The organism is Mesorhizobium sp. GbtcB19, assembly GCF_019091085.1.
Classification (GTDB): domain Bacteria; phylum Pseudomonadota; class Alphaproteobacteria; order Rhizobiales; family Rhizobiaceae; genus Mesorhizobium.
In genome coordinates this window covers 1-13884 of the sequence record NZ_JAGXJY010000041.1, presented here as the reverse complement: position 1 = coordinate 13884, position 13884 = coordinate 1, and the positions used below count along the sequence as shown (strand labels likewise).

The 13884-nt window shown below is 62.1% G+C and carries 22 protein-coding genes, 1 other RNA gene and 1 pseudogene; 11 read left to right on the top strand and 13 right to left on the bottom strand.

The genetic code is table 11. The features are described from left to right. A partial coding sequence (locus KVT37_RS31245; RefSeq protein ID WP_217578873.1) for a MarR family winged helix-turn-helix transcriptional regulator occupies window positions 1-386 on the top strand: 386 nt, incomplete at its 5' end. 102 nt (window positions 387-488) lie between these two features. Here the strand turns inward: KVT37_RS31245 and KVT37_RS31240 are convergent. Continuing rightward, window positions 489-1127, bottom strand: coding sequence for a TetR/AcrR family transcriptional regulator (locus KVT37_RS31240; protein ID WP_217578872.1), 639 nt, complete (start codon window positions 1125-1127; stop codon window positions 489-491). 109 nt (window positions 1128-1236) lie between these two features. On the opposite strand from KVT37_RS31240, the gene KVT37_RS31235 reads away from it, so the two are divergent. Then, window positions 1237-2070, top strand: a complete 834-nt coding sequence (locus tag KVT37_RS31235) for an NAD(P)H-binding protein (protein ID WP_217578871.1) — start codon at window positions 1237-1239, stop codon at window positions 2068-2070. A 1-nt stretch (window position 2071) separates the two neighbouring features. Continuing rightward, window positions 2072-2548, top strand: coding sequence for a DUF1772 domain-containing protein (locus KVT37_RS31230; RefSeq protein ID WP_217578870.1), 477 nt, complete (start codon window positions 2072-2074; stop codon window positions 2546-2548). A gap of 28 nt (window positions 2549-2576) precedes the next feature. Here the strand turns inward: KVT37_RS31230 and KVT37_RS31225 are convergent, their stop codons facing one another. The 3 genes from KVT37_RS31225 to KVT37_RS31215 all read right to left on the bottom strand — a co-directional run bounded on the left by KVT37_RS31225 (window position 2577) and on the right by KVT37_RS31215 (window position 4194). Then, window positions 2577-2888 carry a SelT/SelW/SelH family protein gene (locus tag KVT37_RS31225; protein WP_217578869.1) on the bottom strand — a complete coding sequence of 104 codons (312 nt, stop codon included), beginning with the start codon at window positions 2886-2888 and terminating at the stop codon, window positions 2577-2579. 11 nt (window positions 2889-2899) lie between these two features. Next, the gene (locus tag KVT37_RS31220) at window positions 2900-3649 is read right to left on the bottom strand and encodes a YebC/PmpR family DNA-binding transcriptional regulator (RefSeq protein WP_217578868.1); all 750 of its coding nucleotides are present in this window, start codon (window positions 3647-3649) and stop codon (window positions 2900-2902) included. 221 nt (window positions 3650-3870) lie between these two features. Further along, on the bottom strand, window positions 3871-4194 hold the full coding sequence (locus KVT37_RS31215; protein WP_217578867.1) for a helix-turn-helix transcriptional regulator: 324 nt from the start codon (window positions 4192-4194) through the stop codon (window positions 3871-3873). 51 nt (window positions 4195-4245) lie between these two features. Between KVT37_RS31215 and KVT37_RS31210 the strand changes: the two genes are divergently transcribed. Next, complete coding sequence (locus tag KVT37_RS31210) at window positions 4246-4728, top strand: SRPBCC domain-containing protein (RefSeq protein WP_217578866.1); 483 nt, start codon at window positions 4246-4248, stop codon at window positions 4726-4728. Between the two features lie 45 nt (window positions 4729-4773). Here KVT37_RS31210 and KVT37_RS31205 read toward each other — a convergent pair whose 3' ends face one another. The 7 genes and pseudogenes from KVT37_RS31205 to ssrS all read right to left on the bottom strand — a co-directional run bounded on the left by KVT37_RS31205 (window position 4774) and on the right by ssrS (window position 8483). Then, window positions 4774-5538: a TerC family protein gene (locus KVT37_RS31205; protein WP_217578865.1), complete on the bottom strand. Its 765-nt coding sequence runs from the start codon at window positions 5536-5538 to the stop codon at window positions 4774-4776. A 70-nt stretch (window positions 5539-5608) separates the two neighbouring features. Beyond that, window positions 5609-6433 carry a TIGR00282 family metallophosphoesterase gene (locus KVT37_RS31200; protein WP_217578864.1) on the bottom strand — a complete coding sequence of 275 codons (825 nt, stop codon included), beginning with the start codon at window positions 6431-6433 and terminating at the stop codon, window positions 5609-5611. Further along, a complete protein-coding gene (locus KVT37_RS31195; protein ID WP_254634384.1) occupies window positions 6430-6771 on the bottom strand; it encodes a helix-turn-helix domain-containing protein in 342 nt (113 codons plus the stop codon). The genes KVT37_RS31200 and KVT37_RS31195 overlap by 4 nt, the downstream gene beginning before the upstream one ends. Before the next feature lie 22 nt (window positions 6772-6793). Continuing rightward, window positions 6794-7030, bottom strand: a pseudogene (locus KVT37_RS31190) (BrnT family toxin); the annotation flags it as partial. Window positions 7031-7076: 46 nt separating this feature from the next. Next, entirely contained in the window at window positions 7077-7517 is a 441-nt protein-coding gene (locus KVT37_RS31185; protein WP_217578863.1) for a DUF3592 domain-containing protein, read from the bottom strand. An 81-nt stretch (window positions 7518-7598) separates the two neighbouring features. After that, a complete protein-coding gene (locus tag KVT37_RS31180) occupies window positions 7599-8183 on the bottom strand; it encodes a 5-formyltetrahydrofolate cyclo-ligase (protein WP_217578862.1) in 585 nt (194 codons plus the stop codon). Window positions 8184-8327: 144 nt separating this feature from the next. Further along, a non-coding RNA gene (gene ssrS, locus KVT37_RS31175) (6S RNA) lies at window positions 8328-8483 on the bottom strand. Between the two features lie 164 nt (window positions 8484-8647). On the opposite strand from ssrS, the gene KVT37_RS31170 reads away from it, so the two are divergent. The 6 genes from KVT37_RS31170 to msrB all read left to right on the top strand — a co-directional run bounded on the left by KVT37_RS31170 (window position 8648) and on the right by msrB (window position 12379). Further along, window positions 8648-9487: a MoxR family ATPase gene (locus KVT37_RS31170; RefSeq protein ID WP_217578861.1), complete on the top strand. Its 840-nt coding sequence runs from the start codon at window positions 8648-8650 to the stop codon at window positions 9485-9487. A 76-nt stretch (window positions 9488-9563) separates the two neighbouring features. Next, complete coding sequence (locus tag KVT37_RS31165; protein WP_217578860.1) at window positions 9564-10010, top strand: GNAT family N-acetyltransferase; 447 nt, start codon at window positions 9564-9566, stop codon at window positions 10008-10010. 59 nt (window positions 10011-10069) lie between these two features. Beyond that, window positions 10070-10264: a type II toxin-antitoxin system HicA family toxin gene (locus tag KVT37_RS31160; RefSeq protein WP_217578859.1), complete on the top strand. Its 195-nt coding sequence runs from the start codon at window positions 10070-10072 to the stop codon at window positions 10262-10264. An 11-nt stretch (window positions 10265-10275) separates the two neighbouring features. Continuing rightward, window positions 10276-10680, top strand: a complete 405-nt coding sequence (locus KVT37_RS31155; RefSeq protein WP_217578858.1) for a type II toxin-antitoxin system HicB family antitoxin — start codon at window positions 10276-10278, stop codon at window positions 10678-10680. Between the two features lie 10 nt (window positions 10681-10690). After that, on the top strand, window positions 10691-11881 hold the full coding sequence (locus tag KVT37_RS31150; RefSeq protein ID WP_217578857.1) for a VWA domain-containing protein: 1191 nt from the start codon (window positions 10691-10693) through the stop codon (window positions 11879-11881). A gap of 93 nt (window positions 11882-11974) precedes the next feature. Beyond that, window positions 11975-12379 carry a peptide-methionine (R)-S-oxide reductase MsrB gene (msrB, locus tag KVT37_RS31145; RefSeq protein WP_217578856.1) on the top strand — a complete coding sequence of 135 codons (405 nt, stop codon included), beginning with the start codon at window positions 11975-11977 and terminating at the stop codon, window positions 12377-12379. A gap of 76 nt (window positions 12380-12455) precedes the next feature. Here the strand turns inward: msrB and KVT37_RS31140 are convergent, their stop codons facing one another. Beyond that, the gene (locus KVT37_RS31140) at window positions 12456-12782 is read right to left on the bottom strand and encodes a hypothetical protein (RefSeq protein WP_217578855.1); all 327 of its coding nucleotides are present in this window, start codon (window positions 12780-12782) and stop codon (window positions 12456-12458) included. 159 nt (window positions 12783-12941) lie between these two features. Between KVT37_RS31140 and KVT37_RS31135 the strand changes: the two genes are divergently transcribed. After that, on the top strand, window positions 12942-13451 hold the full coding sequence (locus KVT37_RS31135; RefSeq protein ID WP_217578854.1) for an arsenate reductase ArsC: 510 nt from the start codon (window positions 12942-12944) through the stop codon (window positions 13449-13451). A 31-nt stretch (window positions 13452-13482) separates the two neighbouring features. On the opposite strand, the gene KVT37_RS31130 is transcribed toward KVT37_RS31135, so the two are convergent. Further along, window positions 13483-13884 (bottom strand): LytTR family DNA-binding domain-containing protein (locus tag KVT37_RS31130; RefSeq protein WP_217578853.1); only part of this gene is annotated, 402 nt, incomplete at its 5' end.

Below are 13884 nucleotides of genomic sequence, written 5' to 3'. Positions count from 1 at the left end.
TGCGCGACCGCATGCTGCAAGCCATTCACGAAGCGGGATTCATCGACTTCCAGGAGGCGCACTTTGCCGTTTTCTCGTTTCCCCTGCCGGATGGCATGAGGCCATCCGAACTGGCACGGCAGAAGCGGATGTCACGACAGGCTGTGAACTACCTGATCAGCCAGCTTGAAGACCTGGGCTATGTCGAGCGCCGCGCCGCCACCGGCAGCGATCGCCGGCTGGTCTATCTGACGCCGCGGGGCCATGAAGTGGTCGCAGCGATTTTCCAATGCCTTCGCCTGTTGCATGAGCAGTGGTCCGAAGAGGTGGGCAAGGAGCGCTTTGATGATTTCGTGGATGTCCTGAGGCAGTTGTCCGCGAAAGCGCGGGAGCCGGTAAATCGCTGATGTGCTTGCACTCGTCTGCTGGCAACGCTGGTTCAGGAGTAGAGCGGAATTTCGAATAACAACCCCTCACCTATTCCATGCCCCCTTGATGTTCAGAGGCACTTACTCCGCCAGCAGTTCCCTCAGCGCCATGCCTTTGTAGGCCGCGACCAGCCTGTCGCCCTCCTCGCGATCGACGGAGATTGCCAGCCGCACGGCGGCCTCGCCCATCTGCCAGACCAGGAATGCCGTCGTTTCCAGCTGGACTGGATCGGCATCGGGCCGCAGCCGCTTGAGCACCGCGACCAGGAATTCGGCGTTGGCCCGGCTGTCGGCCAGTTCGAGCTCGCGCAGCGCCTTGTCGGCCTGCGTGCCCGACCAGATGTCGCGCATCACCGGCTCAGCCAGGAACAGCTGGTAGTAGATATCGACCAGCTCCGAAAACGCCTGCTTCAGCCCTCCAGCGTCCCCGACATCGGTTAGCGCGGCCGAAATGCAGGCCTGGCTTTCGGCAGTGTAACGCTCGGCCAAGGCCCAGACGATCGCCCGCTTGTCCGGAAAGAACTGGTAGAGCGAGCCGATCGACACCCCGGCCTTTTCCGCCACCTCGCCCATGCGCATGGCATCGCTGCCCTGCTCGGCAATCAGCGCCGAGGCGGCCGCAAGCATGCGCTCGACCCGCTCTCGGCTGCGCTGCTGGCTCGGCGACCGGCGCGGCGAAGCGATGGCGGCCTGGTCCGGCTTCGCGGTTCTCTCATCCATGGCTCTCTCCGGACGATTTTCTCGAAAACTGGCTTGACTCACAAAATACGAGGGTTTATCACGTTTTGCAAATGTGAGGATTACTCATGTTTGTAACAAGGAGATCGAGATGACCGACACGACACAAAAACCGATTTTGATCCTGGGCGGCACCGGCAAGACCGGACGCCGGCTCGCCGAGCGATTGACCGCAAAGGGCATTCCCGTGCGGATCGGCTCGCGCAACGGCACGCCGCCCTTCGACTGGCTGGACAAAAGCACTTGGGATGCGGCGCTCGAAGGCATCGGTGCCGTCTACATCAGCTACTACCCGGACATCGCCGTACCGGGCGCCGCCGAAACGGTCGAGGCGCTGGCCCGGCTCGCGGCGAAACGCGGCATCAAGCGGCTGGTGCTGCTTTCCGGCCGTGGCGAAACGGAAGCACAGCGCGCCGAGGAGATGGTCAAGGCTTCGGGCGCCGACTGGACGATCCTGCGCTGCTCCTGGTTCTCGCAGAATTTCAGCGAGGGCTTCCTGATCGAGTCCATCCTCGAAGGCGAAGTCGCCTTGCCCGTCGGCGCTGTCGGCGAACCCTTCGTCGACGTCGACGACATCGCCGATGTCGCCGCAGCCGTGCTGACCGAGCCCGGCCATATCGGCCAGCTCTATGAGCTCACCGGCCCAAGGCTGCTGAGCTTCGCTGACGCCGTCGCCGAGATCGGCGAGGCCACCGGCCGCGATATTCGCTACCGGCAGATCTCGCATGCCGAATTCACCGAAACGATAGCGGCACACGACCTGCCGCCGGAATTCGCCTGGCTGCTCAACGAGCTCTTCACCGAAGTGCTCGACGGCCGCAACGAGACGCTGACCGACGGCGTGCAGCGCGCGCTCGGCCGTCAGCCGAAGGACTTTTTTGCCTACGCAACCGAAACCGCCGCCAGCGGCATCTGGAGTAACTGAGATGATGAAACTTCTTCCCACCCTCACCTTCATTGCCGCGATCGGCTCGGGCGTCGTCGGTGGCGTGTTCTTCGCCTTTTCCAATTTCGTCATGGCGGCACTTGCCCGGCTGCCTGTCCCGGCGGGCATCGCGGCGATGAATTCGATCAACGTCACGGTGATCACCCCGACCTTCATGACGGCGCTGTTCGGCACCGGTCTCATCTGCCTGGTGCTCATTGCCGCCGTGCTCTTCGGCTGGAGCCAGTCGGGCTCGTACTGGCTGCTTGCCGGCGCTGTGATCTATTTCGTCGGCAATCCGCTAGTGACCATGGTCTTCAACGTTCCGCTCAACGATGCCTTAGCCGCGGTCGATCCGGAGAGCGCCAACGGCGCCGCCGTGTGGGCGAACCATCTGAACCAATGGGTGATGTGGAACCACGTCCGCACCGTCACCGCCATCGTGTCGATGGCCTGCTTCATCATGGCATTGATCTGAGCAGCCCGCGAATGCGAAAGGCCCCGCCTCAGGCGGGGTCTTTCGGTTTATGACCTTTGCGATCGGCGTGTCCCAGATCCCGGTCCGGATCGATGACGTCGCGGACCAGCTGCTTGAGCTTCGCCGCATCAGGAAAACCACCATCCCGCTTGCGGTCCCACACAAGCACCTCGTTGCAGGAGATCGCAAAAATGCCGCCGGTGCCCGGCACCAGCGTCACCTCGCCGAGATCGGTGCCGAAGGTCGAAAGCAGCTCCTGCGCCATCCACCCTGCGCGCAACAGCCATTGGCATTGCGTGCAATAGGTGATGCGGATGGTAGGCAGCGGCTTCTCGCTCATGCCGTTCAGGCTCAAGCCGCGCTGAGCTTGGCCATGGTCTCGTCGTCGACCTCGAAATTGGCGTAGACGCTCTGCACGTCGTCATCGTCCTCGAGGGTGGCGACCAGCTTCATCAGCGACTGCGCCCGTTCTTCGTCGACCGGTACGTTGTTCTGCGGCTGCCAGATCGGCTTGACCGATTCCGCTTCGCCGAGCGCGGCTTCGAGCGACTTCGATACTTCGCCCATGTTTTCGAAACCGCAATAGATGGTGTGGCCTTCCTCGTCGGACTCGACGTCGTCGGCGCCGGCCTCGATCGCGGCTTCCATCACCTTGTCGGCGCTGCCGGCCGAAGCCGGGTAATAGATCTCGCCGACGCGGTTCCACATGAACGACACCGAGCCGGTTTCGCCGAGCGCCCCGCCGGCCTTGGTGAAGGCGGCGCGGACGTTGGAGGCGGAGCGGTTGCGGTTGTCGGTCAACGCCTCGACGATCAGCGCCACGCCGCCCGGGCCGTAGCCCTCGTAGCGCACCGACTCGTAGTTCTCGCCATCGCCCGCGGACGCCTTGTTGATGGCGCGCTGGATGTTGTCCTTCGGCATCGACACGGCCTTGGCGTTCTGCACCGCAAGGCGAAGCCTCGGGTTCATCGCCGGGTCCGGCGTCCCGGTCTTGGCGGCGACGGTGATTTCGCGCGCCAGCTTGGAAAACATTTTCGACCGCACCGCGTCCTGGCGGCCCTTGCGGTGCATGATGTTCTTAAACTGCGAATGGCCAGCCATGGCACCCCTGTCGTGTTCGGCTAGAGCGTCGCGGAGCGAAATGAGACCATTTCACCATCCGCAACTGCTCGAATTCAATTTCAGAACGCTACAGGCATGCCTGCGAAGGCATGCGGCGCTCTTTGTCGGAATGGCCGGCTTATAGATAAATCGGCTCAATTCGTCCAGCCGCGCCGTCACTCCGGCGTCGACGCGGCCGAATACAGCCTGCGGGGAAAGGTTCACCCCTCCAGATCCGACTTCAGCCGGTCGAGAATGCTGATCGCATGGCCGGCATACTGGCTGATCCAGCGATCGTGGATCTGCCGGATCGGCAAGGCGTTGAGATGGTTCCAGCGCTCGCGCCCCTCGCGCTTGGCCACCACCAGATCGGCTTCCTCAAGCACCTTGAGATGCATCATCACCGTGCAGCGATCCATGTCCGCAAAGGCCTCGCACAACGCGCCCGTGGTCTGCGGCTGATCCTTCAGACGATCCAGCAATTCGCGCCGACGCGGATGCGCCAAGGCCTTGAAAACATGGTCGTCCGCGGTTTGACTTGACATGTTATATTTATATAACATATTGTTCGAACGAGCAAGGAAGGAGATGTGGATATGTCCCTTGGATTCAGGATTTCCGGACGCATCGGCAAGCCGGTAGCCGAGGTCTTCGACGCCGTCGTCAACCCGACGAAGCTCAGTGGTTATTTTACGACCCTTGGCGGCGCGAGTGCCCCGCTGGTCGCCGGCACCACCGTCACCTGGTGGAAGACCGTGCCGGTCGAGGTCGAAGAAGTGGTTCCCAACAAGCGCATCGTGCTGCGTTGGGATGGCAGCGGCCCCGGGGTCGTACCGGCTTACAAGACCACGATCGAAATGAGCTTCGAGGCGCTGGATGACGGCGGCACCTTCGTCACCATTGCCGAAAGCGGATGGCGCGAGGACGAGGCCGGCCGCAAATCATCCTATGGCAATTGCGAGGGCTGGTCGCAGATGCTGTCTTGCATGAAGGCTTACGTCGAATACGGCATCAATCTGCGTGAAGGGTTCTACCCCAGCGAAATGCGCGGTGAACTGCCGACCTCGGAACGTAAATGAGCCGGAGCCGGGAGCGATCGCCGCTCGCGGCCGGTTACGTTGCCATCAATGCCCGCCGCCGGACCCTTGCTTCTTGCGATTCCGTGCCAGCATGTTGAGTCCCTCGACCAGCGCCGAAAAGCCCATGGCGGCGTATATGTAACCCTTGGGCACGTGGTAGCCCATGCCGTCGGCGATCAGCGTCATGCCGATCATCAAGAGGAAGCCCAGCGCCAGCATGACGATGCTGGGGTTCCTGGCGATGAAATTGGCAAGCGGCGTCGCCGCCAGCATCATCACGCTCACCGCCACGATCACGGCGATATACATGATGGCGATCTCGTCGGTCATGCCGACGGCGGTGATGATGGAATCGATCGAGAAGACGAGGTCGAGCAAAAGGATCTGGAAGATGGCGCCAGCAAGACTCATCTGCAGCGTGCCCACCATCGTGTCCTGATGATCCTGCGGATCGACCGTGTGGTGGATTTCCTTGGTCGCCTTCCACACCAGGAACAGGCCGCCGGCGATCAGGATCAGGTCGCGCCAGGAAAAGCCGTGCCCGAACGCCGTGAACACCGGCGCCGTCAATTGCACGATGATCGAGATCGTGGCGAGCAGGATAAGGCGCATGACCAGCGCGGCCGAGATGCCCAGCCGCCGCGCACGGGCGCGCTGCGCCTCCGGCAGCTTGTTGGTCAGGATCGAGATGAAGATCAGATTGTCGATGCCGAGCACGATCTCGAGCACCACCAGGGTCAAAAGCGCGACCCATGCGGTCGGATCGGAAACAAAGTGGAAGTGCGGCGCCAGAAATTCGACAAGCTGCATGGAGGTCGTCCCCTCTACGATCTAGAGCAGTTTCGTCGCCAGTTAGGCACTGACCTCGCCTATATCAATCTCAGGGCCAGAAAGACGGTGCCGTTTCTTCCAGCCGCGGGCCGCGACGAAACGGCGCGATTTTTTCGGCAAGCCCCGTGCGGTCGGAAATATCGACGCCTACGCCGCAGAGCGTCGCAGGTCCGCTCGCTGCCTCGAAACGCCCCTTCGGCACCTTCGACAGGAAGCGGTTGAGCGGCTCTTCCTTGTCCATGCCAAGCGAGGAATCATAGTCGCCGCACATGCCGGCATCCGAGATATAGGCCGTGCCGCCATTGAGTATCTGATGGTCGGCGGTCGGCTGATGCGTGTGCGTGCCGACCACGAGGCTGGCGCGGCCGTCGACGAAATGCGCGAAGCACATTTTCTCCGAAGTCGCCTCGGCATGGAAATCGACGATGGCCGCATCGGCCTGCTCGCCGAGCGGACAAGCGGCGAGCTCGCGCTCGCCGGCCTGGAAGGGGTCATCCAGTTCGGGGTGCATGAAGACGCGCCCCATGATGTTGGTCACCAGCACGCGCGCGCCGTTCCTGGCGATGTAGACGCCCGAGCCGCGCCCCGGCGTGCCCTTGGGAAAATTGGAAGGACGCAGGAAGCGCTCCTCGCGCGGCGCGAAGATCAGCGCGTCGCGCTGGTCCCAGACATGGTTGCCGGTGGTGACGACATCCGCGCCGGCGGCAAGCGTCTCGCGAAAAATCTCCTCGGTGATGCCGAAGCCGCCGGCGGCGTTCTCGCCATTGACAATGACGAAGTCGAGCTTGAAGTCGGAAATCAGCCCCGGCAGCTGTTCCCACACTGCGGTGCGCCCTGTCTTGCCAACCATGTCGCCGAGGAAGAGGAGTCTCATGCGGCGCTACGCGTGCCAAGCGCCCGCGACACCGTTTCCGGCTCCTTGGCGATAACCTGCAAATAAGCCTGCGCCGCCTGGTCCGGCTCGGTCCTGCCTTGCTCCCAGTCCCTTAGCGTGCCGAGCGGAATGCGATAGCGGACGGAGAATTCCTCCTGGGTGAGGTGCAAGGCCCGGCGGATCACTTTGACACATGCAACAGCCGCAATGCCCGGCCGATCCGTGCTGATCGGAGGATTGTCCCTGTCCGTCAAAGCTCCAGCTTCCGCATCCGCATCGCTCATGGTGCGCAGACGGTCCCAATCGGTTCCGGATTCTGTCTTGGCGTGCTTGGTCATATGCCTTCCGCTCATGGCGCGTCGCCTTTCTGGCCGAGATCAGTCTTATTCGGTCGCCGCGTTCGGTGTAAACCACTGTCAGCACCAACCCGTTGACGATACCGATGCTGATGAAACGCTCCTCTTCGTAGTCCATGGAGCGATCCGAATAATGCAGCGCATGAATGTCGTCGAACAGGCGTTTCGCATCCGAAAATGCCACGCCGTGCTTGGCAAGATTTGTCGCAGCTTTCTCGTCGTCCCACTCGAATTCAAGCATTCAGACCTACTGGAATTCAGTAGTATTCGCCAGATGAGCGCGAACGTCAAGCCGCGACACGGCGCCCGCGCAGCCAGAAGAACCAGACGTAGAACACAGTGAACCCGCCAGTGACGGCAAGCAGCAGCAGCCCGCCGCGCCATCCTTTCATCGCCGCCGTGTCGAGGTTCGATGGATCGGCGGGATCGTAGAGGAATTCCACCTGGTCGCCCTTGGCTGCTATGTAGAGGCCGATGTCCTTGTCCTTGCCGGACCATGTCATCGGTGTCTCGTTGGCGATGTAAGAGACGGCGACATTGATACCATCTGTGACGAGACCGTTCGCCCGCGTTTCGCTGTAGGGACTGACATCCGTTACGGTGGCGACCGTCCGCTGCCAGGCAGCCTGGTGATGCAGGGTCGTTACGACGATGTGGGACGCCATGGCAAACAGCGTCACCGCGATCAGGGCGAAAGGCATCAGCAAGTAGCGTGCGAAGATAAACACCACGACCCTCGTCGGCTCGGACTATATTGCAGGAATATTACTCGACGGTTCTTTGAAACGAGTTAAGCAGATCGCGATATTTTAAGCGATGTCGAAGCGCCGCAACCCGCTCTCGGTCAGTATTTCCGCAATGATGACGTCATGATTCTCTTCCGGCACTCGCTCGACTTCCTGGCAGTCGAAGGCGATGCCGATCAGTCTCGGCGTGATGCCCTTTTCGGCCAGCCTGGCGATGGCGCGGTCGTAGTAGCCGGCGCCATAACCGATGCGGTGGCCGCGGGCATCGAAGGCGGCAAGCGGCACCAGCATCAATGTCGGGTCGAGCACTTCCGCCTCCTCATGCGGCCCGACCGTGCCGAACCCCATCTCGACCATGGGCGCGCCGCGCACCAGTTCGCGAAAGACGATCGTGGTCTTGTCGAGGATCGCCGGCAGGCAAAGCCTGGCGCCCTTCTCGCGCAACGCGAACATCAGCGGGCGCACATCGACTTCCGAGCGCATCGGCCAGAAGCCGGAGATGATCCGGCCGGGCTCGAAGTCGATTTTTTCCTTCGCGGTCTCGGCCATCTCAAGCGCGATCTCGACGCGCCAGAATTCGTCGAGCGCATCGCGTCGCGCCAGCGCTTCCTTGCGAAGCTGTTTTTTCAGATCTTTGGAAGGTGACATGCGCCGACGCTAGAAAAGGTCAGATTTGGATGGAGTCGCAGGAACGACGTTTTCTAACGCAATTCCAGGAAAAGTGCGCAGCGGTTTTCCGTCCGGAATTGCGTCAAGCAAAGAGCCCGCGCAAGTCCCCCAAAAACGGGAGAGTGACGATCCACACAACCGGTGGAGAGGTCGATCCCGGGTGCCTACAAAGTAGGTGGGCGCCGTGTGAGAAAACCCACGAGTCTTCCCAGGGACAGCTCCCTAAGGATCGATAAGGCCCCGGGGATAAGTTTCTCCTGCCGGGAAGCGCAGACCGCCGGAAGCGAATATAGGCCGGTGGTTGGCCGAGCGCCAGAGAAACGGATGGCCGCTTGAGCGTTATTTGCTTGGTCGGTTATCGCCAAGGTGGGCCACTTTGGCTTGGAAGCTTGCGCGCATGCGCATGGCTCCTTACGGTCGCCGCAAAACGACCCGGAGAAGAAATGCGTTTCGAAGGCACAGCGGCTTATGTCGCCGACAAGGATCTGATGGTCGCGGTCAACGCCGCGATCGCGCTGGAGCGGCCGTTGCTGGTCAAGGGCGAGCCCGGCACCGGCAAGACCGAGCTTGCCCGGCAAGTGGCGTCGGCGCTCGGCCTGGAGTTCATCGAATGGAACGTCAAGTCGACCACCAAGGCGCAGCAGGGGCTCTACGAATATGATGCCGTCTCGCGGCTGCGCGACAGCCAGCTCGGCGACGAGCGCTTCAACGACATCGCCAACTACATCAAACGCGGCAAGCTGTGGGATGCCTTTGCGGCACACAAGAAGGTCGTGCTCCTGATCGACGAGATCGACAAGGCCGACATCGAATTCCCGAACGACCTCCTGCAGGAGCTCGATCGGATGGAGTTCTTCGTCTACGAGACCGGCGAGACGATCCGCGCCGAATTCCGGCCGATCGTCATCATCACCTCGAACAACGAGAAGGAACTGCCGGACGCCTTCCTGCGCCGCTGCTTCTTCCACTATATCCGCTTCCCCGACATCGACACGCTGCACCGCATCGTCGACGTGCACTATCCCGGCATCAAGCAGAATTTGGTGCGGGCGGCGCTGACCCAGTTCTACGAGATCCGTGACGTGCCAGGCCTGAAGAAGAAGCCATCGACCTCCGAGGCGCTGGACTGGATCCGCCTTTTGGTCGCCGACGACATCGCGCCGGAGGATTTGCGCGCCGACCCGAAGAACATGCTGCCGAAACTGCATGGCGCGCTGTTGAAGAACGAGCAGGACGTGCATCTGTTCGAGCGCCTGGCGTTCATGGCCAGAAGGCAGCAATAGCGCTTTCCCCTTCTGTGGACCGTTGCCGGCAGGCGGCCGCTGCCGCAGCTTGCCGTTAAAGCATTGGAGGAGAAAAATGTCCGAGATCACCATCCGCCCGCTCACCCAGTCCGACCATGCCGACTGGCGGCGCCTGTGGACCGCTTACCTCACCTTCTACGAGACCAAGCTGCCGGAAGAGGTCTATGACCTGACCTGGAAGCGGCTGTTCACGGCTGGCGAGTTCGAGCCGAAGGGCTTTATCGCCACACTGGACGGCAAGGCCGTCGGCCTGACCCATTACCTCTACCACCGCTCCTGCTGGTCGCTGGTCAACAACTGCTATTTGCAGGACCTGTTCGCCGACCCCGAAGTGCGAGGCAAGGGCGTTGGCGCGGCGCTTATCAAGGCGGTCCAGGACGAGGCCGGCAAGATCGGTGTCAAGAACGTCTACTGGATGACGCACGAGACCAACGCCACCGCGCGCCGGCTTTACGATCATGTGGCAAGGCGGACAGGCTTCATCGAATACGATTTGTTGTGAGAACTACCAGTTGAAATCACCAATTTTGCGCAATATATTGCGCATCCATAGAGTTTGTGATGCCGCTGATCGAAGCCAACACACGCAAGATCATCGCGAGGCTGTTACGTGATGGTTGGGTGAGTGTCGGTGGAGGCAAGCACGACAAATACGAGCATCCGGAGAAACCAGAGATCGTAATCATCGTGCCGAGGCATCGCGAACAGTCTCCCGGCGTCGCGCGATCTATCGCCCGGCTCGCCGGGTGGGTGTGAGGACGAGTTGCATGACGCACTATGTCGGAATTCTCGATGGCGCAGAGGATGTTTGGGGCGTGCGCGTTCCCGATCTTCCTGGCTGCCATGGCGGCGGCGCGAACCCCGAGGAAGCGATCGCCGACGCAACCTCGGCGATGCGTGAATGGGCTGAAGCACGGATGGCAAAGCAGTTGCCCATGCCGCCCCCCCGTACCATGGCGGATCTATTGCGAGCAGGCGAAATCGACAGCGGTGCCGGCGAATCTGCGGTGATGATTCCGGTGCTGATCGATTCCGGGCGACCTGTACGAGCCAACCTTTCGTTGGACGCCGGCCTTTTGGCTGCAATCGACGAAGAGGCCGGGCGGCGAGGCCTCACGCGCTCCGCTTTCATTGCGAGCGCTGCCCGAGAAAAGATCGAGGGACACAGATAACAATCCAACCATGTTCATCCCCTTCTTCCTGGAACTGAAGGCCGCGCGGGTTCCCGTTTCGCTCAGGGAATATCTGTCGCTGCTGGAAGGGCTGGAAGCCGGGCTGGTCGACTATGATGTCGAGGGTTTCTACTACCTCGCGCGCTCAGCCCTGGTGAAGGACGAGCGCCATATCGACCGCTTCGACCAGGTCTTCGCGCATGTCTTCAAGGGCGTCGAGGCGCTCGGCGGCCCGGATGCCGTCGATGTCGCCAACATTCCCGAGGAATGGCTGCGCCGGCTGGCTGAAAAGCACCTGACCGACGAGGAGAAAAAGCTGGTCGAGGCGCTGGGCGGCTTCGACAAGCTGATGGAGACCTTGAAGCAGCGGCTGGAGGAACAGAAAGGCCGCCATCAGGGCGGCTCGAAATGGATCGGCACCGGCGGCACCTCGCCCTTCGGCGCCTATGGCTACAACCCCGAAGGCGTGCGCATCGGCCAGCACGAGAGCCGGCATCGCCGCGCGGTGAAAGTCTGGGACAAGCGCGAGTTCAGGAATTTCGACGATACCGTCGAGCTCGGCACCCGCAACATCAAGGTGGCGCTGAAGCGGCTGCGCCGCTGGGTGCGAGAGGGCGCCGAGGAAGAGTTCGACCTGCCCGGCACCATCCACGCCACCGCCGAGCATGGCTATCTCGATGTCAAGACGCGGCCCGAGCGGCGTAATGCCGTTAAACTTTTGATGTTCTTCGACGTCGGCGGCTCGATGGACGACCATATACGCGGCGTCGAGGAGCTGTTCTCCGCCGCGCGAGCCGAGTTCCGCCAGCTCGAATATTTCTACTTCCACAACTGCCTCTACGAGCGCGTCTGGAAGGACAATCGCCGGCGTCTCGCCGAGACGATCCCGACCTTCGACCTCATCCACAAATACGGACCGGACTACAAGGTGATCGTCGTCGGCGACGCCTCGATGAGCCCTTACGAGATCGCCCATCCCGGCGGCTCGGTCGAGCACTGGAACCCCGAGGCCGGAAGCGTGTGGCTGGCGCGCCTGTTGCAGCAATGGCCGAACGCGATCTGGCTCAATCCCGAAGCCGAGAAGAACTGGCGCTATACCCACTCGATCGGCATGGTCAGCGATATCTTCGGCGGCCGCATGTTTCCGCTGACGCTGGCCGGGCTCGAGGCAGCGACGAGGCAGTTGTCGCGCAAGCACTAACCCACTTTCGCTGGCAGCGCCTGTAACAAAGTCCTATGTTCGGGCGAATACCCGGTGCAAGCAACAACGAGCCGCCAAGGCCGAGGAGATTTCATGGACACCCACGCCTATCCCGTCACCCGCACCGATGCCGAGTGGCGCGCCCGGCTGACGCCGGAGCAGTATGCCGTCATGCGCAACCACGGCACCGAGCGTCCCGGCAGCTGCGCCCTGCTCTATGAGAAGCGCGCCGGTACCTTCCATTGCGTCGGCTGCGACCAGCCGCTGTTCGAATCCAAGCTCAAGTTCGAGAGCGGTACCGGCTGGCCGAGCTTCAACGATCCCGTTCCGGGCTCGATCGAGAACACCGTCGACCGCAGCTACGGCATGGTGCGCACCGAGTGCCACTGCTCGCGCTGCGGCAGCCATCTCGGCCACGTCTTCGAGGACGGCCCGCCGCCGACCGGCCTGCGCTATTGCATCAACGGCGTGGCGCTGCGCTTCGAGCCTGCGGCCTGACCGGCTTCGCTTCGAGTTTCCGAAAGGGCGGCTTCGGCCGCCCTTTTTCATGCTCCTCAATTCCAGGGAAATATCTTCAGACGACAGCGGCCGCGATCAACCAGAGCGCGGAGCCCAGCATCATCAGCTGCGCCTTGAAGCCGCCGGCCTTCTCCGCCGTGCGCCAGACGGCGATGGTGAGGAAGATGTTGTAGGGAACGGGGAGAAAATGCACGGCGAGCACCAGCCAGAGCGGCAGCTTCAGCCCGAGCAGGACAAGCGCCAGCGCCGACGAGGCAATGCTGATTGCCGTGCCGACAAGCAGCATGTCGCGCCAGAACAGCCGGTCAAGCGGCGCTTCGCCTCTCCAGCGTGCGCGGAAGAAGCCGGTATTCCGATGCGTTGCCGGAGCTGGGCTGTCCATCAGTCGCGCCTCGTCGGGCCAACCGCTAGGAATCTCTGACCTTCGACGAAAATCGAACGCCGCAAGCTGCAGAAATCGGCCGCGAAAACGTGTACCATCACAAACCTGTGATCCGCATCGCATTCTGTCTTTTGCATGGCAAACACGGAGGGATTCGGAATGGCCGGTCACGTCTACAATGTTCTTTTTCTCTGCAACGCCAACTCGGCCCGCTCGATCATGGGCGAAGCCATTCTCAACCGGCTCGGCGCCGGCCGCTTCAAGGCCTATTCCGCCGGCGCGAATCCCAAGGGCACCGTCAATCCCTATGCTCTGCAGCTTCTGGAGAGCCTGAACTACGACACATCCTTCGCCCGCTCGAAAGGCTGGGACGAATTCTCAGGACCGGATGCGCCGGAGATGAATTTCGTCTTCACGCTCTGCGACAGCACGGCAAACGAAAGCTGCCCGATCTGGCCCGGCCATCCGATGACGGCGCTTTGGGCGGTGCCGGACCCCTCCAAAGCCACCGGCAACGACGCCGAGCAGCATTTCGCCTTCGCCGACGCCTACCGCATGATGAGCAATCGCATCGGCCTGTTCACCAATCTGCCGATCCATTCGCTGGACCAGATGGCACTGCAGCAGCATCTAGAAGAGATCGGCCGCGATCAGGCGCGCGCCAGCTGAGAGCGATTGTCCGCGGTGAAGCACCAGGCTTTCACGGCCGGGCCACCTCGTTCAGCAGCTTTCGGCCCGAACGGCTGACGGGCAGCACCGTATCGTCATTGACGTGGACGCCGCGCCGGCCGCCTCGCATCGACGACTTTTCGGCGAGCTGGCGCGACACCCAATGCGAGCGATGGACCCGCACGCCAGCCTCCTCGCCGAGCGCCGCAATCGCGGCGGCGAGATTCATCAAGATCAAGGCCTCGCCTCGGTCGGTCCGTACCCTCACATAATGGTCCTCGGCGCTCAGGGCGAGGATGGCGGCGTTGCGGATCCCGACCGGAAGCTTCGCGCGCAACGCTTGGCCGGAATTCGAACGCGGCTGCTGTTGCGCCTCGCATGCGGCGCTCTGTCTGCCGGATTGCCGGGGCAAGGTCCAGCCGAGGCCTCCGAT